Source organism: Tardiphaga sp. 215_C5_N2_1 (assembly GCF_052076055.1).
Classification (GTDB): domain Bacteria; phylum Pseudomonadota; class Alphaproteobacteria; order Rhizobiales; family Xanthobacteraceae; genus Tardiphaga; species Tardiphaga robiniae.
Genome location: NZ_CP197240.1, coordinates 1,504,629 through 1,527,976 on the forward strand (window position 1 = coordinate 1,504,629; position 23,348 = coordinate 1,527,976).

The 23,348-nt window shown below is 62.6% G+C and carries 22 protein-coding genes; 14 read left to right on the forward strand and 8 right to left on the reverse strand.

What is annotated here, in order from left to right; genetic code table 11:
• The first annotated feature begins 130 nt into the window (after positions 1–130).
• The 3 genes from AB7828_RS07065 to upp are packed head-to-tail and all read left to right on the forward strand — an operon-like array spanning position 131 to position 3,312.
• Complete coding sequence (locus AB7828_RS07065) at positions 131–1,387, forward strand: GTP cyclohydrolase II (protein WP_092143569.1); 1,257 nt, start codon at positions 131–133, stop codon at positions 1,385–1,387.
• A 10-nt stretch (positions 1,388–1,397) separates the two neighbouring features.
• A complete protein-coding gene (locus tag AB7828_RS07070; RefSeq protein WP_441229777.1) occupies positions 1,398–2,642 on the forward strand; it encodes a URC4/urg3 family protein in 1,245 nt (414 codons plus the stop codon).
• 40 nt (positions 2,643–2,682) lie between these two features.
• Entirely contained in the window at positions 2,683–3,312 is a 630-nt protein-coding gene (upp, locus tag AB7828_RS07075) for a uracil phosphoribosyltransferase (protein ID WP_068736713.1), read from the forward strand.
• Between the two features lie 57 nt (positions 3,313–3,369).
• Here the strand turns inward: upp and AB7828_RS07080 are convergent, their stop codons facing one another.
• Both AB7828_RS07080 and AB7828_RS07085 read right to left on the reverse strand, forming a co-directional pair.
• Positions 3,370–4,815, reverse strand: coding sequence for a DASS family sodium-coupled anion symporter (locus AB7828_RS07080; RefSeq protein WP_441229778.1), 1,446 nt, complete (start codon positions 4,813–4,815; stop codon positions 3,370–3,372).
• Positions 4,816–5,261: 446 nt separating this feature from the next.
• Positions 5,262–6,617, reverse strand: a complete 1,356-nt coding sequence (locus tag AB7828_RS07085) for an NAD(P)/FAD-dependent oxidoreductase (RefSeq protein ID WP_441229779.1) — start codon at positions 6,615–6,617, stop codon at positions 5,262–5,264.
• A 287-nt stretch (positions 6,618–6,904) separates the two neighbouring features.
• On the opposite strand from AB7828_RS07085, the gene aat reads away from it, so the two are divergent.
• Positions 6,905–7,591: a leucyl/phenylalanyl-tRNA--protein transferase gene (gene aat, locus AB7828_RS07090; protein WP_439079929.1), complete on the forward strand. Its 687-nt coding sequence runs from the start codon at positions 6,905–6,907 to the stop codon at positions 7,589–7,591.
• 15 nt (positions 7,592–7,606) lie between these two features.
• Here the strand turns inward: aat and AB7828_RS07095 are convergent, their stop codons facing one another.
• Positions 7,607–8,527 carry a DUF2155 domain-containing protein gene (locus AB7828_RS07095; protein WP_175368875.1) on the reverse strand — a complete coding sequence of 307 codons (921 nt, stop codon included), beginning with the start codon at positions 8,525–8,527 and terminating at the stop codon, positions 7,607–7,609.
• A gap of 225 nt (positions 8,528–8,752) precedes the next feature.
• Between AB7828_RS07095 and AB7828_RS07100 the strand changes: the two genes are divergently transcribed.
• The 3 genes from AB7828_RS07100 to AB7828_RS07110 are packed head-to-tail and all read left to right on the forward strand — an operon-like array spanning position 8,753 to position 11,028.
• Positions 8,753–9,532, forward strand: coding sequence for an SDR family oxidoreductase (locus AB7828_RS07100; protein ID WP_120289342.1), 780 nt, complete (start codon positions 8,753–8,755; stop codon positions 9,530–9,532).
• A 27-nt stretch (positions 9,533–9,559) separates the two neighbouring features.
• Positions 9,560–10,507 carry an alpha/beta hydrolase gene (locus tag AB7828_RS07105; RefSeq protein ID WP_441229780.1) on the forward strand — a complete coding sequence of 316 codons (948 nt, stop codon included), beginning with the start codon at positions 9,560–9,562 and terminating at the stop codon, positions 10,505–10,507.
• A 29-nt stretch (positions 10,508–10,536) separates the two neighbouring features.
• Positions 10,537–11,028, forward strand: a complete 492-nt coding sequence (locus AB7828_RS07110; RefSeq protein WP_441229781.1) for a GFA family protein — start codon at positions 10,537–10,539, stop codon at positions 11,026–11,028.
• Here AB7828_RS07110 and AB7828_RS07115 read toward each other — a convergent pair.
• On the reverse strand, positions 11,025–11,759 hold the full coding sequence (locus tag AB7828_RS07115; RefSeq protein ID WP_184517019.1) for a GntR family transcriptional regulator: 735 nt from the start codon (positions 11,757–11,759) through the stop codon (positions 11,025–11,027). The two genes, AB7828_RS07110 and AB7828_RS07115, sit on opposite strands and share 4 nt — an antisense overlap.
• 163 nt (positions 11,760–11,922) lie before the next feature.
• Between AB7828_RS07115 and AB7828_RS07120 the strand changes: the two genes are divergently transcribed.
• The 4 genes from AB7828_RS07120 to aroQ all read left to right on the forward strand — a co-directional run bounded on the left by AB7828_RS07120 (position 11,923) and on the right by aroQ (position 15,308).
• Positions 11,923–12,942 (forward strand): TRAP transporter substrate-binding protein, encoded by a 1,020-nt coding sequence (locus AB7828_RS07120; RefSeq protein ID WP_441229782.1) that lies wholly within the window; start codon positions 11,923–11,925, stop codon positions 12,940–12,942.
• A 61-nt stretch (positions 12,943–13,003) separates the two neighbouring features.
• Positions 13,004–13,579 carry a TRAP transporter small permease gene (locus tag AB7828_RS07125; RefSeq protein ID WP_439063991.1) on the forward strand — a complete coding sequence of 192 codons (576 nt, stop codon included), beginning with the start codon at positions 13,004–13,006 and terminating at the stop codon, positions 13,577–13,579.
• Entirely contained in the window at positions 13,576–14,856 is a 1,281-nt protein-coding gene (locus AB7828_RS07130) for a TRAP transporter large permease subunit (RefSeq protein WP_068736733.1), read from the forward strand. The genes AB7828_RS07125 and AB7828_RS07130 overlap by 4 nt, the downstream gene beginning before the upstream one ends.
• 14 nt (positions 14,857–14,870) lie before the next feature.
• On the forward strand, positions 14,871–15,308 hold the full coding sequence (aroQ, locus tag AB7828_RS07135; protein WP_439085052.1) for a type II 3-dehydroquinate dehydratase: 438 nt from the start codon (positions 14,871–14,873) through the stop codon (positions 15,306–15,308).
• Between the two features lie 22 nt (positions 15,309–15,330).
• On the opposite strand, the gene aspA is transcribed toward aroQ, so the two are convergent.
• Together aspA and AB7828_RS07145 are read right to left on the reverse strand one after the other, a co-directional pair.
• Positions 15,331–16,746 carry an aspartate ammonia-lyase gene (aspA, locus tag AB7828_RS07140; RefSeq protein WP_441229783.1) on the reverse strand — a complete coding sequence of 472 codons (1,416 nt, stop codon included), beginning with the start codon at positions 16,744–16,746 and terminating at the stop codon, positions 15,331–15,333.
• Positions 16,747–17,052: 306 nt separating this feature from the next.
• Positions 17,053–17,463, reverse strand: a complete 411-nt coding sequence (locus AB7828_RS07145) for an NADH:ubiquinone oxidoreductase subunit NDUFA12 (RefSeq protein ID WP_089264087.1) — start codon at positions 17,461–17,463, stop codon at positions 17,053–17,055.
• Positions 17,464–17,750: 287 nt separating this feature from the next.
• Here AB7828_RS07145 and AB7828_RS07150 point away from each other — a divergent pair, with 287 nt between their 5' ends.
• Complete coding sequence (locus tag AB7828_RS07150) at positions 17,751–18,257, forward strand: BA14K family protein (RefSeq protein ID WP_441229784.1); 507 nt, start codon at positions 17,751–17,753, stop codon at positions 18,255–18,257.
• Between the two features lie 200 nt (positions 18,258–18,457).
• Positions 18,458–19,654: a GAF domain-containing sensor histidine kinase gene (locus AB7828_RS07155; protein ID WP_441229785.1), complete on the forward strand. Its 1,197-nt coding sequence runs from the start codon at positions 18,458–18,460 to the stop codon at positions 19,652–19,654.
• Positions 19,655–19,657: 3 nt separating this feature from the next.
• On the opposite strand, the gene AB7828_RS07160 is transcribed toward AB7828_RS07155, so the two are convergent.
• Positions 19,658–21,118, reverse strand: a complete 1,461-nt coding sequence (locus AB7828_RS07160; protein WP_441229786.1) for a glycosyltransferase family 2 protein — start codon at positions 21,116–21,118, stop codon at positions 19,658–19,660.
• Between the two features lie 177 nt (positions 21,119–21,295).
• Here AB7828_RS07160 and AB7828_RS07165 point away from each other — a divergent pair, with 177 nt between their 5' ends.
• Positions 21,296–21,907 carry a cytochrome b gene (locus tag AB7828_RS07165; RefSeq protein ID WP_441229787.1) on the forward strand — a complete coding sequence of 204 codons (612 nt, stop codon included), beginning with the start codon at positions 21,296–21,298 and terminating at the stop codon, positions 21,905–21,907.
• Here the strand turns inward: AB7828_RS07165 and AB7828_RS07170 are convergent.
• A complete protein-coding gene (locus AB7828_RS07170; protein ID WP_441229788.1) occupies positions 21,870–22,769 on the reverse strand; it encodes a DMT family transporter in 900 nt (299 codons plus the stop codon). The genes AB7828_RS07165 and AB7828_RS07170 overlap by 38 nt on opposite strands.
• Positions 22,770–23,348 lie beyond the last annotated feature (579 nt).

Below are 23,348 nucleotides of genomic sequence, written 5' to 3' on the forward strand. Positions count from 1 at the left end.
ACGTCCCGTGCCGGCTACCGCGTCTTTCACCCTGTTGCATTTGTTCGGGAGATAGTTATAGTTAGTTGCTTCCTTAGCAATAAGGCCCGTCCTTCCAGACGGGCCGTTGCCATTTTAGGGGGCCTTTGCGATGAGCCGTTCCAACCGGATCGATCATATTCGCCTGACGTCGCATCCTGCGCCGGGCGCCAAGCATCACTTCCCGATCCAGTGGGGCGCAGCCTCCGCACGCGAACGTGGACCGGTCATCGGCACCGTCTCCCGCCCGCAGGACCGCAACGTCATTGGCACCCATGGTGGCTCCTATTCGGTCTATCGCGCGCTCGCGGTTTCATCTGGCGCACTTGATCCGCTGAAGCGCCCCGACCTCACAAACACCCATCCCGCTGCTGTCGTCGGGCCTTTCGGACAATGGACCGATCCCGAGAAGATCGTATCGCTCGATCCCTGGGGTCATCTCGTTGCCGAGAACTTTGCGCCCGAGATCGCCGAAGGCATCGATATCCGCCCGAGCATCGCGATCACCAAGGCGCGGCTCGATCTGCCCGAGCTGCAGGCCGCGATCGCTGGCGGTCGCCTCAAACACGACGGCGACGTCGTGCATGCCAATGGCAGCGTCTCCGTCGTCAAGATTGCCATCGATCCCGTATGGTATCTGCCCGGTCTCGCCAAACGCTTTGATACCAGCGAGAACAATCTGCGCCGCCAGCTGTTCGAACAGACCGCGGGCATGTTTCCCGAACTCGTGACGCGGCCTGACCTGCAGGTGTTCCTGCCGCCCATCGGCGGGACTACCGCCTATCTGTTCGGCGACGTCAGCAAGCTACCGGATCACACGACCAAGATCACCTGCCGCGTTCACGACGAGTGCAACGGCTCCGACGTGTTCGGCTCCGATATCTGCACCTGCCGCCCCTATCTGATTCACGGTATCGAGGAATGCGCGCGCGCCGGCCAGTCCGGCGGTCTCGGCATCATCATCTACAACCGCAAGGAAGGCCGTGCGCTCGGCGAGGTCACCAAATTCCTCGTCTACAACGCGCGCAAACGCCAGGAGGGCGGCGACGCCGCTGCGCAGTATTTCGAACGCACCGAATGCGTTGCTGGCGTGCAGGACGCGCGCTTCCAGCAGTTGATGCCGGATGTGGTGCACTGGCTCGGCCTCAAGCGCATCGATCGCTTCATTTCCATGAGCGACATGAAGCATGATGCGTTGACCAGTCAGGGCGTCGAGATCGTGGAGCGCGTGCCGATTCCCGACGACATGATCCCGGCCGATGCGCATGTGGAGATCGCCGCCAAGAAGGCGGCCGGCTACTTCACGCCGGACCCGGTGACACCGCAGGATCTGATCGACTCCGTCGGTCGCGGGCTTGAGAAGTATTGAGATATCAGCAGTGAATCCCCAGACCCCGGAAGCCTCTGCCGCCCTCTCCTTGCTGTCAGCTCACGCAGTGCGCACCCGTGCGCAACGCATGCTGACCCTCGGCCTCGACGACAAACTGCCGAACTTCCGCATCGATCTCACGCGCATGGACGACGTGATCAACCTGGTGCTGGACACGACGCGCGCCTCCTATCCGTCGCTCGATGTCCCGTTCCATTCGCGCTGGCGTCACTTCGTCAATGCCGGCGACAATCGCTGGGCCGATGTCGCCGGCGGCATTTCATGGCCTGATCGCGCAGCACGCGGACGCGCGGAATTCGATCTCGCTATCACCAGCGTGTTCCTCGATGCCGGTGCCGGTCCGACTTGGCGCTATACCGATCCCAAAACCGGCGCGGCGATTGGCCGCTCCGAAGGTCTCGGTCTCGCGAGCCTCGCGATGTTCGCCGGCGGCACATTCTCTGCCGATCCCGCACAGCCGCTGCGCGCCGATGCCAGCAAGCTCGCAGAGCTCGACGTCAGCGATCTCAAGCGCGGCATGCAGATCTCCGACACCAATCCAATGGTCGGCATCGACGGCCGCGCCGATCTGCTGCACCGGCTTGGCGAACACGTGGCGTCGAAGCCCGATGTGTTCGGCACGAAGGATACGCCGCGGCCCGGTGGGTTGTTCGACCGCCTGGCGTCGCTGGCTGACAATGGCCGCCTGCCCGCTCCCACCATCCTCTCGGAACTGCTGCTGCAACTCGGTCCGATCTGGCCGTCGCGGCTGACGCTGGACGGCATCGCGCTCGGCGATTGCTGGAAGCATCCAGCGATGACGACCTCGGATGCGACGAGCGGCCTTGTGCCCCTCCACAAGCTGTCGCAATGGCTGGCTTATTCGCTAATCGAACCGCTGCAGACCGCAGGCATCGATGTGACCGATATCGACGGCCTCACGGGACTGGCCGAATATCGCAATGGTGGTCTTTTCGTCGATGGTGGTGTCCTGAAATTCCGCGATCCTGCTGACGCCGCACGTGAGCACGACGTATCGTCGCCGCTGGTGGTGGAATGGCGGGCACTGACCGTGGCGCTACTTGACCGCGTCGCCGGCGGCCTGCGACAAAGACTGAAGCTCGACGCGACGTCGCTGCCGCTGGCCAAGGTGCTCGAAGGAGGCACATGGGCCGCCGGTCGCATCCTGGCGCGCGAGCGCCGTGAGGATCATTCGCCGCCGGTGAAGGTCATCAGCGACGGCACGGTGTTCTAGCTCAAAGACGATTTTTACACTCTCGCAACGGATGAGGTTCATGGACGGCGTCACGATCGTTAATCACCCGCTGGTGCAGCACAAGCTGACGCTGATCCGCGACAAGAACCGCTCCACCAAGGGCTTTCGCGAACTGCTCAACGAAATCGGCATGCTGCTATGCTACGAGGTGACGCGCGACCTGCCGCTCACCGATGTCGAGATCGAAACGCCGATCATGAAGATGACCGGCAAGGAAATCGCCGGCAAGAAACTGGTATTTGCGCCCATCCTCCGCGCCGGCCTCTCCTTCGTCGAAGGCATGATCGGCCTCGTCCCGTCAGCGCGTATCGCGCATATCGGCCTCTATCGCGATCCCGAAACATTTGTGGCCGTGGAGTACTTCTTCAAGGCGCCGACCAATCTCGACGAGCGCCTCGTCATCGTGATCGATCCGATGCTGGCCACGGCAAACACCGCGGTGGCTGCCATCGATCGCATCAAGGAACGCGGCGCCAAGGATATCCGCTTCGTCTGCCTGCTGGCAGCGCCGGAAGGCATTGAACGTCTGCGCGGCTATCATCCGGACGTCCCGATCTGGACCGCGGCGATCGATGACCGGCTGAACGATCACGCCTATATCGAGCCGGGTCTCGGTGACGCTGGTGACCGTGCTTACGGCACCAGGTAGCGAGATGCACCGACACGCGGGCGCCTCCTACCACGCGACATTTCCTTGGACTGTGGCTCAGTTGATCATCAGCAGCCAGGGCATCACGACCAGCAGCAAGCCGGCGAAATAGATCAACCCGAAGATCAGACCGAACTTCCAGAAGTCGGCCTTGCCGATATAGCCGCTGCCAAAATACATCGGCGCCGGTCCGGTGGCATAGGGCGAGATCACGCCCATCAGGCCAAGCGAATAGATGCAGAGCAATGTCAGAGTCGACATCGGGATTCCGGGAATGCTCGACCCCACCGCCAGCACGACAGGCAGCATCGCCGCCGCGTGCGCCGTAATGCTCGAGAAAAAATAGTGGATCCAGAAGAAGATCGAGACCAGCAGGATCATCCCAATGGTCGGGCTGAATGTGGCGAGTGGAGCCGCCAGGCCGGCGGCAGCCCATTTGATGAAGCCGATGTCGTTGAGGCCGGATGACAACGTCAGCAGCGATGTGAAGTAGAAAAACACCTCCCACGCTGCTTTCTCGGCGATGATGTCGGAAAACGTGATGACGCCGGTGACGAGCATCAGCGAGATCACAACGAACACCACCATGGTCGCATTGATGAAGTTCGAACCGACGCCCGGCAGCGAGATGTCGGGATTGGATCCGGTGATCCACAGGAACATCGCAAGCACGACCAGTCCGGCCATGATCCATTCACTGCGCGACAACGCCCCCATCGACGCGAGTTCGCTCGCGCTCCACGCCACGATCTCCGGGCTTTCTTTCACCTCCGGTCGGCAAATTGCGTAGCTCAGCAGTGGCAGAAGCAAAATCAGCGGGACGCCGAGCGGCGCGAAGCCGATGAACCACTGTGACCAGCCGACGTCCACGCTCACGATCTTCTTGGCGATGCTCAGAGCAGCCGCATTGGGCGCAAGCGCGGTGAGGAACATCGAGCTCGTTACAGCGGTCGCCGCGAAGGCGGTCCACATCACATAGGTTCCGATCCTGCCGGCTGTCGGACCCGGCTCCGATCCGTAGATCTTCGGGATGTTGCTGACAATCGGATAGACCGTGCCGCCACTGCGCGCGGTGTTCGATGGCGTCGCTGGCGCGAGAACGAGATCGGACAGCGCAACGGCGTAACCCAGTCCCACCGTGTTGCGCCCGAGGCTGCGAACCAGCAGCAAGGCCAGACGCCTGCCAAGACCGCTCTTGCGATAGCCGATCGAGAATACGAAGGCGCCGACAATCAGCCACACCGTGCTTTCGGAGAATCCGCTCAGCATCCAGCGCAGCGACTTGTTGGGATCGTGTTCGACATATCCCATCACGCCCGCAAAGGTCAGACCGATCAGACCGACCGCGCCTACGGGCATGGATTCCAGGATCAGGCCGGTAATCACCGCAGCGAAAACGGCAAAATAATGCCACTGATTGGCGACAAGCCCTGCCGGAATCGGGATGACGTACAGCACCAGCCAGACAGCGAGAGGTGCAATCTTCTTCCAGCTCAGCGACACAGCTTCTCCCCCGGCGAACCGAGCCGCCGTACCTGCGACAATACGTCCGGCAACGTAACACCAGTTGTTGCCCGGCGAGCAACCGCCAACGCGATCTGCGCCGCATGTATCACCATCTTAGAGCGCGCCTCTCTTTCCTTTCGCATCCGCAGCAAAGGTCGCGCTGTCATGCAGCCGGTTACGCGCGGCGTTGCGCCGGCAGCTCCGAACGCGACATGGAGCGGCAGGAAATGCTCGTCTATCGGATCGTTTTCTTCACCGCATGGGGAGCAAGCCGATGACTGATTATGAGTGAAGCTGCCACTGCCGATCACCAGCACATTGCGTGCGCGGCCTGTGGGCGCACAGTCAGGCAACGCTCTCAGGCTGGATCAGCCGCCGCCCACGCTTGGCGGCATCCATGGCGTCTATTTTTGCCAAACCGCCCTGGCAACTGTCCCGAGATATCAGCGCGCCGAACTGACGCGCTTTTCCTCGCCGCTATGCGACGGCACGGATTGGCTGTCGACCACGGCACGCCCCTGCGTGATCAGCCGCGCGCCGCGCTGATCCAGTGTGTGGATCCAGAGCCAGTTGATCGCAACGGCAAGACGATTGCGTAGCCCGATTAGAAAATAGATATGGGCGATGCCCCAGATCCACCACGCTAGCGCGCCGCGCAGCCTGACGCGGCCGAAGTCGATCACGGCGAGCTTCTTGCCGATCTGTGCGAGACTGCCATCGTGCGAATAGCGAAACGGCACGGGCGCCTCACCGCGCAGACGCTGCTTGATTGCTGACGCGACGTAGCGCCCTTCCTGCTTTGCGGCCGGCGCGATGCCGGGCACCGGCTTGCCGTCAGGGCCGGCAATGGTCACGGTATCACCGACAGCGAATATCTCGGGATGACCCGGCACTGTAAGATCCGGGTTGACCTGCAGACGTCCGGCGCGATCAGCGGCAACGCCCAACCATTCGGCAGCCGGCGACGCGCGCACGCCTGCCGCCCAGATGATCGTCCTGGCGCCGAGTGCCTTGTCGCCATAGACAACGCCATCGATGTTGCAATCGGACACGGCATGTCCGAGCGCGACTTCAACGCCGAGCTTCTCTAACGAGCGTTGCGCATAGGCCGACAGGTCCTCCGGAAATCCAGCGAGCACGCGTGTCCCCGCCTCGATCAGCACCACGCGCGTCTCGCGCGTATCGATATTGCGAAAATCTTCCGGCAGCGTCACCCGCGCGAGCTCCGCGATGGTGCCGGCGAGTTCGACACCCGTCGGTCCGGCGCCGATGATCACGAAGGTCAGCAATGCCGCGCGCTTGACGGGATCGCTCTCGCGTTCGGCACGCTCGAAGGCCGTGAGAATACGGCGGCGCAGCGTGGTCGCATCTTCCAGCGTCTTGAGGCCCGGCGCGAACGGCTCCCATTCATCATGGCCGAAATAGGCGTGGCCGGCACCCGTGGCGAGCACCAGTGTGTCATAGGGCAGCGTCTGCCCGTCATCGAGCAGCACCCGGCGCGCCGCCGCATCCACGCCGGTCACGGTGCCGAGCAGTGTCGTGACATCCTTGCGTCCACGCAGCAGATAGCGGATCGGCCAGGCGATCTCCGATGTCGCCAGCGATGCGGTCGCGACCTGATACAGCAGCGGCTGAAACAGATGATGATTGCGGCGATCGACAATGGTGATGCTGATATCGGCACCGGTCAGCCGATATACGGTCTCCAGCCCGCCGAAGCCGGCGCCGACAACGACCACCCGATGAGGCGTTGTCGATCTGATCGATGCCTTGCCGTCGATTGTCACGATATTCGTCATGGTGAACAGGCTCCCTGCCTGCATCCTGATAGCTATGCCCGTCGTCCGAACAATCAAGCAACAATCGGGCGCGCCAGGCCGGTTGTTGAGCGGTTCCAGATTGATCAGCCCGCGTTGGCGTCAGTGTGCCCTGCGCGACCAGGACCGATCCAATAAGTAAGCCAAATGCCGGGCATAAGCATTGCTTGGTTCGTGGCCCCGATCCTCCGAGGCACCCTCAATCCACTCGGCGCCTGTCGAGCGCAGAGACCGTCGCCCGCGCCGCCTCGGCCTGCTATGCTGGCCGCATGAGCTCACGCGACTCCGCCTCTTCCGAGGTCACGCCCGAACTGCTGTTGCGCGCCTATGCCTGCGGCATCTTCCCGATGTCGGAAAGCGCCGACGATCCCGGCCTGTTCTGGGTCGAGCCCGAGATGCGCGGCGTCATTCCGCTGGATGGGTTTCGCATCAGCTCGCGCCTCGCCCGCACCGTGCGCTCCGACGTTTTCACCGTGACCGTCAACACCGCCTTCAAGCGCGTGATGGCCGAATGTGCCGCGCCAAAGCCGGGCCGCGAGGACACCTGGATCAACACGCGTATCCGCGATCTCTATGGCGAGCTCCACGAGATGGGCCACGCGCACAGCGTCGAAGTCTGGCAGGACGACACACTGGCCGGCGGGCTCTATGGCGTCTCGCTCGGCCGCGCGTTCTTCGGCGAGAGCATGTTTCATCATGCGCGCGACGCCTCGAAGGTGGCACTGGTGCATCTGGTCGCCCGGCTGATCGCCGGCGATTTCAAGCTGCTCGACACCCAATATGTCACCGATCACCTGCTGAGCTTCGGCGCACAGGAAGTGCCGCGGGCCCGCTATCGCAAGCTGCTCGACGCGTCGCTCGACGGCATTGCGGAATTCGACAGACTGCCGATGGATTTCCCGCTCAAGGGCGCGACGGTGCTGGACATCATCGCGGGACGGAATAGCGCCTCTTAAGACGCGCCGTAACGCTTACTGCCGGAACGCCGGGAAGCCCGGCGGCGGCTGCAGGGGCTGCTGCTGGGCACGCGGCTGCTGTTTCGGCGGCGCACGCTTCTGGGCCGGCGGCGGGGCACGCGGTGCGTCGGGCTGTGTCGTCGCAACCGTGGCTTCCGGCTGCTTACAATCGGTCAGCCAGATATCGTAGATCGGATGCTCGACGCCGTGCAGGCCCGGACTGGCCGCGAACATCCAACCGGAGAAGATCCGCTTCACCTCGCCCTGCAGCGTGATTTCATCGACCTCGACGAAGGCGTCTGTATTAGCGGCCTCGGTCGCCGGACGCGTGTAGCAGGCATCGGTCTTCACGCGGAGCGCGCCGAACTGCACAGTCTCGCCAATGTCAGCGTCGAAATTGATGATGCGGCCGGTGATCTTGTCGAGGCCCGAGAAGCTCGCCTTCTTGTTGACGATCTTCTGCGCCGGCGGCTCGGTGACGACTTCATCGCCGGGCTGCAGCGTGGCGGGCGTCGGCGGCGCCACCTTCGGCGGCTGACGGCCACCGGGAGCGGCGGCAGGCGGCGCGTTGGCGACGCCGGGCTGTTGCTGCCCTGGCACGGCCGGCTGCTGGGCCTGTCCCTGCCCCGGCGGGTTCTGTGGAACGATAGTGGTGTTGCTGCCAGGCGGTGGTGCCAGTGGCTGCGACTGGACGGCGCCGGGCGGCGGTGCGCCCATGCCGGGACGGGTCGGCAACAGACGGCCCTGCGGCAGTTCCGGCACCTCTTCCTCGTCGTCCATGGGCGGCGGGGGTTGCTGGCCACGCGGCACGGCACCCGGCGGGCGCGGCGGCGTGTCGCCGAACAGCGGACCGAACTGCGCCTGCACAGGTGCAGGCGACAGTGAGGTGGCGGCCAGAAGGGCCGCAAATCCGGCAATGGTCAGGGTTCGCAACATGCGGCGCGGCTCAATCGAGAATCAGGCTCGCGACATTGTAGGAGAATGGCCGCGTAATCGCCTCCGGTTAACACGCCGAATGCGGCGGCGAAAGGGCACCCTGCTCCCCATACCGCCCGGCTGGTCAGGTCATTCTCCCCGTGAAATAGTCCACATCAGGCAGGCGCGCGATACGCGACCAGCCATCAATCCGGAACAAACCGGAGCATGGGGAGAACGTTCAAGATGACTGACGGAATCCGTCTGGACGGCAGAATCGCCGTCGTTACCGGCGCGGCCGGGGTGATCGGCACCGAGACCATCAAGCTGCTGGCGGCGCGCGGCGCCAGAATCGTCGCGGTGGATCGCGATGTCGCCGCCTTGAAACGCGCCGTCGCAGAACTCCCCGCCTCCGCCGAAGCGCTCGCTCTCACCGCCGACGTGACGAGCGAGGAAGACGTCATCGGCTATGTCGCCGCCACGATGAAACGCTTCGGCACCATCGATATCTTCTACAACAACGCCGGCATCGAGGGCACGATCACGCCCATCGTGAAGATGTCGCTCACCGACTTCCGGCGAGTGCTCGACGTCAATGTGGTCGGCGTCTTTCTCGGCATGAAGCACGTGCTGCCAGTGATGCTGAAGGCCAACAAGGGCTCGATCATCAACACCGCGTCCATCGCCGGCGTCATCGGCTCGGCCGAAGTCGCGGTCTACAGCGCCAGCAAACACGCAGTGATCGGCCTCACCAAGAGCGCGGCGCAGGAATGCACCGGCACCAATGTGCGCGTGAACTGCGTGTGTCCCGGCCTGATCGACAGCCGCATGCTGAGCGCGATTGTGGACGCACGCGTCGGCCGCGGCGCGCCTGCCCCTGTAGACAAGGTCGTCGATCGCGTGCCGCAGCGCCGGCTCGGCCTCGCCCGGGAAGTCGCGCCGATCGTCGCCTTCCTAGCCTCCGATGATGCGAGCTACGTCACCGGCTCCGCTTACACCGTCGATGGCGGCCGCACCTCCGCTTAAACATCAAGAAAACCAAGAGCAGATCACATGCCCGTTGTTCTCGATCCCGATGCCGCCGCCGTCCTCAACGTCTTCCGCGATGCCGGCCGTCCGCCCTATGAGACGATCTCGCCCCAGGAAGCGCGCGAGTGGTATTTGAAGGCGCGCCCGGTCGCCAATCCCGAACCGCCGGAACTGGCGTCGGTGACATCCATGACGGTGCCCGGCCCGGCCGGCACTATTCCCGTGCGCCTCTACACACCGAAGACCCTACGGAAAAAGGACGGCATGTCGCCATGCCTGGTGTTCTTCCATGGCGGCGGCTGGGTGATCGGCGATCTCGACAGCCACGACGTGGTGTGTCGCATCCTCGCCCATGAAGGCGAGATGATCGTCATCTCGGTCGACTATCGCCTCGCGCCGGAGAACAAGTTTCCGGCAGCCATCGACGACGCCATCGCCGCGACGCGCTGGATTTCCGACAATGCCGTGCAACTCAATGTGGATGCGAAGCAGATCAGCGTCGGCGGCGACAGCGCCGGCGGCAATCTCGCCGCCATCGTCGCCATCGATGCGCGGGACAATGGCGGGCCCAAGCTCGCCGGCCAGTTGCTGATCTATCCCGCCACCGATTTCCGCATGAGCCATCCCTCTCACAGCGAGCCGGAGACGAGTTGCCTGTTGACGCACAACGTCATTCGCTGGTTCGCCGATCACTATCTCACCAGCAAGGCCGACGTGGACAACTGGCGGGCGTCACCTGCCCGCGTGGAGAACCTGAAGGACCTCCCGCCGGCCTATGTGCTGACCGCCGGCGCCGATCCGCTGCGTGACGAAGGCGACGAATATGCCAGGCGCCTGTCAGACGCCGGCGTCGCCGTGGCCTACAAAACCTATCCCGGGCAATTCCACGGCTTCATCACCATGGGCAAGATCCTGCCCAAGGCGAATACGGCGCTGCATGAGATGGGCGAATGGCTGAAAGGGTTGGACTAGCGCCGGCGACGTCCCCAGGAGCAATCGCGATGAAGAAGCCGGAGAAGATCGCATCCGGCGGTCCGGTCAGGGGCCGTTGTCTGTGCGGCACGGTTCAGTTCGAAATCGACTTTCCGGCGCGCTGGGCGTGGCACGATCATTCCCGCGCAACACGACAGGCGCATGGCGCGGCCTACGCCACCTATGTCGGCAGCTGGCGCAAGCGTTTCCGCGTCACCGCAGGCGAATCGAAGATCACACGCTTCGAAGACAAGGCGTCGGGAACAGCGCGAAGCTTCTGCGCGCGATGCGGCACGCCACTATTTTACGAACGTGCCCGCTCGCCGCACATGGTCAACATTCCCCGCGCATTGTTTGAAAGCCGCACCGGCCGGCAGCCGCTTTATCATATCGGCATCGAGGAATTGCAGGAGTGGACCTACACCGGCGAGCCGCTGGTTCCGCTCAAGGGCTTTCCGGGCGTCGTCTGGGAACGTCCGGGAAGAAAGAAGAAACGGACTCCCAGCGACGAGCCGTTCTAGGTTTTCGGTTTCCTGCGCTGCTGGATGACCTGCTGCCGCGACGGAGCCGGTCTCAGCCAGTCCGAATTGCCAAGCGCATGTTTCACGCAGTCATGGATGTGGGTGTGCAGCAGTTTTCGCGCCTTAGCGGAATCCCGTGCCAACGCGGCATTCATCAATTCGCGATGCTCGACGGCGGCGACCTCCCCGCGAAACACGACAGCGAGCATCTGGTAGCGCAGATATTTGTCGTAAGCCGCTGACAGCGCATCGAGCAGCACCTGTGAGCCGCAGGCCGCGATCAGCGCGCGGTGAAATTGCCAGTCGCACTGCTTCCAGGCCTCGGTCTTCGACTTGTCGCCGGCAAGCATGGCCTTTTCCATGGCGGACAGCTTGTGATGAGCCGAGACCACCAGCGCTTCCCAATCGAGATCGCCTGATTTGAAAGACTGCTCGATGGCATGGCCCTCGAGCAGTTCGCGCAATTCGGCGATCTGCTGGAATTCGGTTGCCGAGATCGACGTAACCTCGAAGCCGCGCTGGCCTTCAGCGACGACGAAGCCTTCCGAGCACAACCGGTTCAGTGTCTCGCGCAGCGTCGAGACGCTGGTGCCGTAGGCGACACTCATCTTCTCCAGCTTCAGCTTCTGGCCGGGCTCAAGCGTGCCGAAAATCACGTCGTTGCGGATACGCCGATAAGCGCTGTCGCCGACGGTCTCTCCGGCGCGGTCCGCAATGGGGGTATCCAGCATGAAAGGTCCTGGTGACGAGGAATGGTCGCGCTGCGCCACCATACATCACCCCGCACCTCAGACACAAATCATCATATATAATGTAAAATATCGGTTGATTTTTGTTTTGTCGTAGATGACGGTGACGCCAAGAAGTAAAAATACCATCCAAGGGAGCTTCAACATGTCCGCACACTCGAAGTCCGCCGTCTGGCTTGCCGCCATCGCCGCCACCCTCGCCATCGCCGGCGGCCCTGCATCCGGGCAGGTGCAGGAGCGCACGATCCGCTGGGGTCACCTCAACAACACCGATCATCCCGTCAGCAAGGGAGTGCAGAAGTTCACCGAACTCGTTGCGGCGAAGAGCGGTGGCAAGATGAAGGTGCGCGAATATCCCGCTAACCAGCTTGGCTCCGAGATGCAGCAGCAATCGGCGCTGCGCGCCGGCACGCAGGAAATGCAGTCGCCGGCCACGACGTCGCTGGTCGGCATCGTCAAGGACTACGGGCTGATCGATTTCCCGTTCATCGTCTCGACGCCGAAGCAGGCCGATGCGCTGCTGGACGGTCCGCTCGGCTCGGCCCTGCTGGCCAAGCTGCCGGAGAAGGGTCTGATCGGTCTGGGCTACTGGGATCTCGGCTTCCGCAACGTCACCAACAGCCGCCGCCCGATCACCAAGGGCGAAGACCTCGACGGCATCAAGATCCGCGTGATCCCGAACCCGGTCTATCTCGAGACCTTCAAGGCGTTCAACGCCAATCCGGTGCCGATGAGCTTCTCCGAGCTCTACACCGCGCTGGAAACACGCACGGTGGACGGCCAGGAAAATCCGTTCTCGGTGATCCTGTCGAACAAGTTCTATGAGGTGCAGAAATATCTCAGCGTCACCAACCACACCTACTCCACCAACATCATCCTGGTCAGCAAGGTGTTCTGGGACAAGCTCTCCAAGGACGAGCAAAAGATCCTGCAGGATGCTGCCAACGAGGCCCGCGACTATCAGCGCAAGGTCAGCCGCGATGCCGCAGCGGCTTCCATCGGCGAGCTAAAGGCCAAGGGCATGGAGGTCAACGAGATCGCTCCGGCCGAGCTTGCGAAGATGCGCGACAAGACCAAGCCGATCGCGGCAAAATTCTCCGCCGACTACGATCAGGAGATCGTCAAGCTGTTCAATAGTGAACTTGAGCGCGTTCACAAGGACTGAGTGAGCCGCGCATCACCAACCGTCACTACGCGGCGACCCCACGCTCACTGCGAAAGCATCCATGCCCGCTTCATCAACTACTGCGACAAGCAGGATCGTCGAAGCTTATTACCGGTCGATCAAGATCGTCATGGCGGTATTGCTTGCCGCCATGGTGGTCCTGGTATTCGGCAATGTAGTTCTACGTTACGTCTTCAACTCCGGCATCGCCATCTCCGAAGAACTGTCGCGCTGGCTGTTCGTCTGGATGGTGTTTCTCGGCGCCATCGTCGGCCTCCGCGAACACGCCCATCTCGGCGTCGACAGTTTCGTGAAGCTGCTGTCGCCGATGGGCCGCAAGATCTGCTACGCGCTCAGTCACGCGCTGATGCTCTACGCCTCTGTATTGCTCACCGAAGGCTCGTGGAAACAGACGGTGCTGAACTGGGACACGACGGCGCCCGCCTCCGGTCTCTCCGTCGGCCTGTTCTACGCCGCAGGTCTCGTCTTCGGCGTCGCTTCGATCCCGATCCTGCTGCATGACCTCTATCGCCTGTTCAGCGGCCAACTCGCCACGTCGGAGCTGATCACCATCAGTGAATCCGAGGAGCATGTCCCTGCGGCGCCCGCCCCTGCCAACGGGAACGACCGCCGATGACCATCAGCATCTTCACGTTCTCGCTGCTCGGCGCGATGGCCATCGGCATGCCGATCGCATTCGCCCTGATCATCTGCGGCGTCGCGCTGATGACCTATCTGGATATATTCGACTCCCAGATCATCGCGCAGAACGTCATCAATGGCGTCGATTCCTTCCCGCTGATGGCGGTGCCGTTTTTCATCCTGGCCGGCGAGATCATGAACACAGGTGGCCTTGCCCGCCGCATCCTGAACTTCGCCATCGCCCTGGTCGGCCATCTGCGCGGCGGCCTCGGCTATGTTGCCATTCTCACATCCTGCATCCTGGCGTCGCTGTCCGGGTCTGCCGTTGCCGACGCCGCCGCGCTCGGGGCACTGCTGGTCCCGATGATGGTTGCGGCCGGGCATAACCGCGCCTCCGCAGCCGGCCTCGTCGCCGCCGGCGGCATCATCGCGCCGGTGATCCCGCCTTCGATCGGATTCGTGATCTTCGGCGTTGCCGCCGGCGTTTCCATCTCAAAACTGTTTCTCGCCGGCGTGGTGCCGGGCCTGATGCTCGGCGGCAGCCTGTGCTTCGCCTGGTGGTGGGTTGCACGCAACGAGAACTCGGTGAGCCCGCCGCGCCAGAGCCTGGCGCAGATCTTTCGCGCGCTGATCGACGGCTTCTGGGCCTTGATGCTGCCGATGATCATCATCGTCGGCCTCCGCTTCGGCATATTCACGCCGACTGAGGCTGCCGTCGTTGTTGCGGTCTACTCCTTCATCGTGGCAACGTTCGTCTATCGCGAGCTCACGCTGGCGCAGTTGATGAACATCCTGATCAGTTCAGCCCAGATCACTGCCGTGGTGATGTTCCTGGTCGCGGCAGCGCTCGTGTCGTCGTGGCTGATCACAGTCGCAGAGATCTCCGGCCAGATCGTCGAACTCGCCCGGCCCTTCATGGGCAACCAGACGCTGCTCATGATTGTGTTGATGATCATCGTCGTCATCGTCGGCACCGCCCTCGACATGACACCGACCATCCTGATCCTGACGCCCGTGTTGATGCCGATTGTCCGCGAGGCCGGCATCGATCCGGTCTATTTCGGGGTGCTGTTCATCATCAACAACGCGATCGGACTGATCACGCCACCCGTCGGCGTGGTGCTCAATGTGGTGTGCGGCGTGGCGAAGGTGAGCATGGACGAGATCATGCGCGGCGTCTGGCCGTTCATGATCGCACAATTGGTGGTGCTGGCGCTGCTGACGCTGTTTCCGTCGCTCGTGATGGTGCCGGCGAAGTGGCTCGGCGGCTAGAAGGAAGTTCGATAATGAAACGCGTGATGATCCTCAACGGTCCCAACCTCAACCTGCTCGGGGTGCGGGAGCCGCACATCTACGGAACCACCACGCTCGACCAGATCAAGGCCAGCTGTGAGGAACAGGCGGTCAAACTCAAATTGACGCTGGCGTTCCACCAGTCGAACCACGAGGGCATTCTGGTCGACCTCATCCAGTCGGCCCGTCAGGATGCCGACGCCATCATCATCAATCCCGCGGGCTATTCGTTCACCTCGATCGCCATGCTCGACGCGATGAAAGCGTTCGAGGGACCGATCGTGGAGCTGCACATTTCGAACATCCACGCGCGCGACAAGTATCATCGCCATTCTGTGCTCTCGCAGGCTGCCACCGCTGTGATCTGCGGTCTCGGACCGTACGGCTATGTCGCAGCGATGCTGGCGGTCGCGCAAATGCCCACGCGTTGATCTCGCCGGGCCGATGCGGCCTTCATTCGCGGATCAACATGCTCTGGGGCTTGGTGAGTACGTCGGGGTGGAGAATGGCGGCAAGGGTCGCTGCGGGTAGCAAACCTTTTTCCAACACCAGATCGTAGACGCTGCGGCCGGTCGCATGGGCCTCGACCGCGACGGCGGTGGCATTGGCGTAGCCGATATAGGGATTGAGCGCAGTGACGAGGCCGATCGAATTCTCGACATAGGCGCGGAGACGTTCGCGGTTCGCGGTGATACCCGCGACACAACGTTTTTCCAGTGTCAGGCAAGCCTCCCGCATATGACTGACGCTCTTGAACAGGCTGTGCGCGATGATCGGCTCGAACGCGTTGAGCTGAAGCTGGCCAGCCTCGGCGGCGAAGGTCACCGTGAGATCGTTGCCGATCACCTCGAACGCAACCTGATTCACGACCTCGGGAATAACGGGGTTCACCTTCCCCGGCATGATCGAAGAACCAGCCTGTACCGCCGGAAGATTGATCTCGTTGAGACCGGCGCGCGGGCCGCTCGACAGCAGCCGGAGGTCATTGCAGATCTTGGAAATCTTGACGGCCACCCGCTTGAGCACGCCTGAGAGCTGCACGAACGCACCGCAGTCCTGCGTGGCTTCGATCAGGTTTACAGCGGTGACCAGCGGCATGCCGGTGATGGCGACGAGATGCTGGCAGACCAGACGCGCGTAGTCCGGATGGGACGTGATCCCGGTGCCGATGGCTGTCGCACCCATGTTGATCTCGCAAATCAGCAGTGCTGCCTCGCGCAACCGGTCCTCGTCTTCGCCGATCATGACGCCGTAAGTGCTGAACTCCTGACCGAGCGTCATGGGCACCGCATCCTGCAACTGGGTGCGGCCCATTTTCAGGACATCCTTGAACTCTTCGGCCTTGCGTTCGAAACCCTGACGCAATACGGCCATCGCATCGATCAGGTGAAACACGCCGTGATAGGTCGCGATCTTCAACGCCGTGGGATACACGTCGTTGGTGCTCTGGCTCATATTGACCTGTTCGTTCGGGTGCAGGTACCCGTAGTCGCCTTTGCCGTGACCGAGAATTTCCAGCGCACGATTGGCGATCACCTCATTCGCGTTCATGTTGGTAGAGGTACCGGCGCCGCCCTGGATGACGTCCACCACGAACTGGTCATGCAGGCGACCGGCGCGAATTTCCTCGCAGGCAGCGATGATCGCATCGCCGCGTAACTTGTCGAGCAGCCCCAGCTCCATATTCGACAGTGCCGCCGCCTGTTTGATCGCGGCGAGCGCGCTGATGAGTTCGGGATAGATGGAAATCGGAATCCCGGTGATCGGAAAATTTTCAACGGCCCTCAGCGTATGAACGCCGTAATAGGCGTCGGCCGGAACATCGCGGTTGCCCAACAGGTCGTGCTCACTGCGCGTGTCGTTGGTCATGTCGGATTTTCCTGAGTTGTCGCTGTGAACAGACGATTGATCTCGTCAGCCGTCCCCGTCCCCGATCATGCCCAGTGAGCTTTCGAAACCTAACATCTCGAACTCACATGTTACGGCTATATCGTATCCGCCCCAGCCCAGTCGATCGAGTACAATCCGGCGCCGCCCTGCAAGGCGGGCTCATCCGAGGCGGCACGCCGGACGCGCTTGCCGGTCTCACTGCAAGAGCTGGCGGCTGGAAACAATGCGAGGCCGCGCGCGCCGCAGAGCGGCACGCACAACCGGTCGTCCAGAGCGGGTGAGTTGTTACGAGCCCGGCGTCCAGGCCTGGTAGTCGCCGGTCGCCTTGGGACGCCGGCCGCTGGCCAGTGTCGAGCCCGACGGACGATAGGCCGCGGGCGTGCCGGTCAGGTTCGGCTGATGCGGCTTCTGCCATTCGCGCGGCGTATAATTCTCTTCGGTCGGCGGCACGTCCACGGTGTGGTGGATCCAGCCATGCCAGTCCGGCGGGATCTTGGTGGCTTCGGCATAGCCGTTATAAATCACCCAGCGGCGCTCGAAGCCCAGCGTCGGGTCGATCTTGCCGCCTTTGGTGCGGTAATATGTGTTGCCCTGCTCGTCGGTGCCAACCAGTTCGCCGAATCGCGACGTCCACAGGTTCGTCCCGAAGGTCGTCCCGCTCCACCACGTGAAGAATTTCAGCAGAAACTGTTTCATATTTTGAACCGTTCGAAGGTTTTCGTCGGGTTGTTGATGCCATCCGGGCCGCCAAATGTCCAGTTGCCGCCGCGACCGATCGCCGCCTGCAACTGATCGTGACAAGCCTCGTATCGGCCTCCCCCGAACCCTACCTCCAAAGTACCGGCGGTCGCAGAAACGGCGCAATCCATTCATGCCGCATACAGTTCCGGACGATCATTCTGTCGTAGCGCAATAACCGCGTGGCGGCAGGGAACGGCAGTCCCTTCAGGGGGTTGAAGATGCATCCCAGACAGGAGCAAACGATGACGAATTTGAAAATCTTGAGTGTCGCAGCAGCCGTCGCTGTGGCCATCCCCGCCTTCGCGGTGACCCCCAGCTACGCACAAAACACCAAGGTCGTGGGCGTCGGCCCCGGCGGTGCGCGCACGATCGGCACGTTCTCTGGCGGCGGTCAGCGCTTTGGTGGCGGCTGGCATGGCGGCCAGCGCCCCGGCGGCGGTGGCTGGAATCACGGCGGCGGCTGGCGCGGTGGTGGCTGGCGTGGCGGCGGTTACGGCCCGGGCTTCGCAGCCGGCGCCATTATTGGCAGCGGTCTGGCCGCCAGCAGCTATTACGGGAATTCCTACGGCTATTACGGCGGCAGCCCGTATTACGGCAGCAGCTATTATGACGACGCGCCGGATGTGGTCGAAGTCGCTCCTGACACCGGCGGCGGCGACGTTGACTACTGCATCCGCACCTACAAGTCGTACAATGTCCGCACGGGCACCTATCTCGGTTATGACGGCCTGCGTCACGCCTGCCCGTAACACGACGATCTAAGCGTTACGCAAAAGACGGTGCCTCGCGGCATCGTCTTTTGTCGTTTCTGGTTTGCGCCTGCTGTCTCAAGGTCTAAGAACGTGGGTGCAGCGTACGGGGGACATTCAGGGAACTCGCGCGTAGTGTTGGTAGACATGTGGACCTATCTACCGGTTCGATGGGTCGACGTCGGGTGTGAGCAGGTTCAGTGGACGCGTCAGACAAGCCGAAGATCGCCAGGCTCCATCCCAATGAAGCCGAACGCCTCAAGGCGCTGCGCTCCTACGGCATCCTCGACACCGCCATTGAGCCATCCTTCGACGACATCACCAAGATCGCCAGCTATGTCTGCCAGACGCCGATCTCGATCATTAGCCTCGTCGATGACGGCCGGCAGTGGTTCAAGTCGGAGATCGGTCTTGGCGTGCGGCAGACGCCGATGGATCAATCGATTTGCGCGCACGCGATCCTCGAACACAGTTTTCTCGAAGTCGAGGACGTCACCAAGGATCCAAGATTCGACTGCAATCCGCTGGTGACCGGCGAGCCCCATTTGCGCTTCTATGCCGGCGCACTGCTGCGCACACCGGACGGCCTGCCGCTCGGCACCGTCTGCGTGCTCGATGACAAGCCGCGCGTGCTCTCGGTCGAACAGCGCGAGGTGCTGGCCGCCCTCGCCCGCCAGGTCATGGCGCAGATGGAATTCCGCCGGGCGCTGCATCTGTCGGATCGGCTTCAGCGCAATATCAGTCGCCTGATGGCGGTGGCGGGCCACGACCTGAAACAGCCATTGCAGGTCATGATCATGGCGATCGACCGCATCCGCAACAAGCTGACCGACGAGAAGGATCGTGAGCGGCTCGGCTATGCCATCGATGCCGGCATGCGGATGGCGGAAGAGCTCGACCGTCTCGCCGAGACATCTGTGCTGGATGCCGGCTTTGGGATTCCGAACCTGCGATCGTTCCCGATCTCTGACGTGTTCGAGTCGATCAGCGCCAACTGGCGCCTGCATGCCGAAGCCAAAGGCCTCGACCTCGTCATTGTGCCGAGCAAGGCGCAGGTTGTCAGCGATCCCGGCATGCTGCGCGCGATCCTTGGCAATCTCGTCGGCAATGCCATCAAATACACCGAACGCGGTCGCGTGCTGGTCGGCTGTCGCAAGCACGCCAACGCGGTGACCATCGAGGTGCTGGACTCCGGCACCGGCATTCCCGCCGAACAGCTCACCGCGATCTTCGATGCCTTCCACCAGATCAATCCGGCCAGCGAGGGCCTTGGCCTCGGCCTGTCGATCGTTCGGCGCACGGCCGAAGCGCTCGGCCATGTGATCGAGGTGAAGTCTGACCTCACCCACGGTTCGCATTTCACCGTGAAAGTGCCGTTGGCGGCGAAACCGGCCTAGCGACTACTCGCCCGCATTGGGCGCCTCACGCGAGGGCGACGTAACGGGCGCAAAGCCCCAATCATTGTTGCCGCGCAGGAAGGCGATCCAGCCCCACGCCGCACCGGCGTGACGCAGCAACTGAAAACTGAACGGTTCGAGGATCGCCGCGAATACCGCTGCGGCGAAACTCGTCCGCGTGCGGCCGCCTGTCAGGCGCTGATAGAGATGCACGGTCCAGAGATAGACCAGGAAATCCGCGACGATCTTCGCGGTGATCAGACCGAACACTGGCACGGCGATGGCGGTCTTGCCGGTGACGAGCAAAGCCAGCAGCAACACGAAGGCCGTGAGGCCGTAGATCGGCTGCAGCGTATCCAGCGCCTTGATCGGCAGCATGCGCAGGCCGAGCCGGCCGTAACGCGCATTGCCGGTCATGTCGCGATTCCAGTATTGCGTCTGCAGGAAGCCCGCGAACCAGCGCCGACGCTGCCGGAGGAACGTCATGACGTGAGACGGCGCTTCCGTGCGCGCCAGCGACGTGCCGATCATGCGAAGCTGCCAGTCGAGGCCGTGATCGACGGCATAGCGATGCATGCGGTGGGTCAGCTCATAGTCCTCGACAAGACACTCCGGATCGAAGCCACCGACGGCCACCAGCGCCTCCCTGCGGAAGCCAGCAAAGGCGCCGGAGATCAGGAGCAGGCTGTTGCCGCGCATCCAGGCGAAGCGCGAGATGATGTTGCGGATATATTCGTAGGTCTGGAACCACTGCATCACGCGGCCGCTGGCGCTGTCGTCGCAGACCGGCACGAGAATGCCGCCAGCCGCGACCAGCGCGGGATCTGCAGCAAAGGCCGCGCGCATTTCGGCGATGGCATCGTCAGCCAGAAACGTATCGGCATCCAGCGTGATGACGATGTCGGTATCGGCCTTGAGGATCGCCGTGTTCAGCGCCCGCGCCTTGCCCTGATGCGGCAGGCGCAGCCATTGCAGTCTCGATCTGCCAAACTGGCCGATGCTGCTCTGGCCGACGGCCGGAATGGCGAGACCGTAGCGGTCACGGAGGAGCGTGTCGGTTGCATCGCGCGAGCCGTCATCCGCGATCAGGATCAGATCCGGCGCATCGGATTGCCGCGCGATGGCCGCCAGTGCCTCCGGCAGATTCAGCGCCTCGTTATGCGCGGCTATCAGGATGCCCACCGATGGACGCGATTGCCCGGCGACCGCCGCAGATGGACCGCGCGCGGACACTGCCAGCGGCAGCGTCTGCCACACCACATAAAGCATCAGCACTGTGTCATAGGCGATATAGACCATGCCCGCTGACCACGCCCAGATGCTGTTCAAAAAGAACGCGCGGCCGAACAGCAGCGCCCAGAGCGCGAGCACGGCGAGATAGATCATCAGGCTGATGAACGGCATCCGGCGCGGTGTGATACGCGGCGATGCGGCGGCGAAGGCCGCCTGAAGGGATATTGTCATGCCGTCAATTCAATCGCGCGTTCGAGCAAACCGATCCTGCGAGAGCTACGCGTGAATCGTGATCGAGTTGCGGAGCCGCGATCAAATAGCGCGTGATTGCGGTCACGACGAACACACAAAGTCGTCATGCCTCAAGAGGCAAATCCTGTTTAAACTTATTCCATGCACGCACAGAAAATGCCGATTCAACGTTACAGCCGCATCGCCATGATTCTGCATTGGCTGATTGCCGTTCTGATCACACTCAATGTCGCGCTGATCTGGAGCGTGAACCTCATTCCCGAGGACTACATCCGCTTCGTCATCGATGCGCACAAGTCATTCGGCATCACCGTGCTCGGCCTCGTGCTGATGCGCCTGCTGTGGCGCGCGGCGAACAGGCCACCCGATCTGCCCGAGACCTATCCGCCCGCCGAGAGGGCCGCCGCACATGGTGCGCATATCGCGCTCTATGTGCTGATGATCGGACTGCCGCTGTCCGGCTGGATGCACGATTCCGCCTGGAAGGCGGCCGGCGAGATTCCAATGTACCTGTTCGGCCTGTTCCAGTGGCCACGCATCGGCTGGATCATGTCGATCGAGCCGGCCTTCAAGGAACGCCTGCACGACATCTTCGGCGGCATTCACGTGTGGCTGTCCTATGCGCTCTATGCGCTGGTCGGCCTGCACATCGCCGCCGCGCTGAAACATCAGTTCTGGGACGGCCATCCCGAACTGCAGCGGATGTGGCCCGGCGGCGACGCGCCCGCGCCTAGCCCCTTGTCGCCAGCGCAACGCCCGCCAGCGTAAATACCAGAGCCGCGATCTGCATGACGCCGAGCGGTTCCCGCAGGGCGATGGCCGAGCTGACCACGCCGATCACGGGCACCGCCATGGTCCCGATTGCGGCCACCGAGGCCGGCAACTGCTTGAGCGCCGCGAACCAGCAGACGTAAGCGATGCAGAACCCCACCAGCACGACATAGGCGAGCAGCCCCCAGCCCAACGGCGTCAGTGCTGCAAAATGCGGGCTTTCGAAGATCAGACCCAACAACAGCACCGGCACACAACCGATCCCGATCTGCCAGGCGGATGACGTCACCAGTGGCAGCGTGAGCCCGAACTTCTTGGCCAGCACCGTGCCGAGCGCAAAGCCGAACCCACCCAGCAGCGCCAGAGCGATTCCCGGGAGCTTCTCCGCGCTCGCGGCCAGCCCACCGCCTCCCATCAACGCGGCGATGCCGGCAAAGGCCATCAGCATGGCCACGATCCGCTGCATCGACAGGCGCTCGCCGAGGATCAGCCAGGCCAGTCCGGCAGCCCAGACCGGCATGGTGAACGCAATCACCGCGGCCTCGCCGGCCGGCAACCACAGCAGCGACAAGCCGACGAAAGCCATCCAGCCGAACACGTTCAGGCCCGCCAGCACGACCAGATGCAACCATTGATGATGCGGCACGCGAAGACTCTCGCCGCGCCAGACGGCGATCCCGGCCAGCAGCAATGCCCCGACGATGCCGGTGCTGCCGCGCGCCGACAGCGGTGGCCATTCCGACAGCAGCGCTTTCGACACCGACCAGTTCAGACCCCAGGCGATCGACGCGATGGCGAGCAACACGAGACCGAAGGGAGCGATTCGCGCGCGCGAAACGGGGGGACTGGGCATTGTCATGGAGGGAACCGGCTGAGAAATCGGCGGGACCATGCGCGCAGTTGAAGGGTCTGACCACTGCCGGTGGAGGGAACCTGCCCGGCAACCACCGCTGCGCCTGAGTCCCCCCAAACGCAATCCCTGGATGACAAAATAAAGTTGGGCTGTGAACAGTGGGCGCAGCTCGGATTCCGGACAGTTTTAGAAATATTTTTGACTTCCGAATCCATGAGGACTCACTGATACTTGACCTCAATCGAGGCGCGCTCTGCCCCCTTGGTTATCCACCCTTTCCACCATATTTAGTATTTGATTCAGGAACCCCGACTACTCCTTGACGGGTGAGATCGGTTTGGCCTAGTTTTCGAACTGTTCGGCGCGGGTCGTTTTTTGTCCCGTCGGACGCTCCCAAACGGGTTCCAGATTGACCGCTCCGTCCTCCAGTCGAGGCTACGGGATCGGGGATTTGCGTCCTGGAATCCGGGCCGGAAAACCGGCGTTTGGAGCACTAAAAAACGGGCCGGAAACCGGCTCAAACAGCGTGGTGAGGCGTTAGGATCAGGTCGACCCGCAACAGCGAGGAAGCCCGATCCAAGGAAG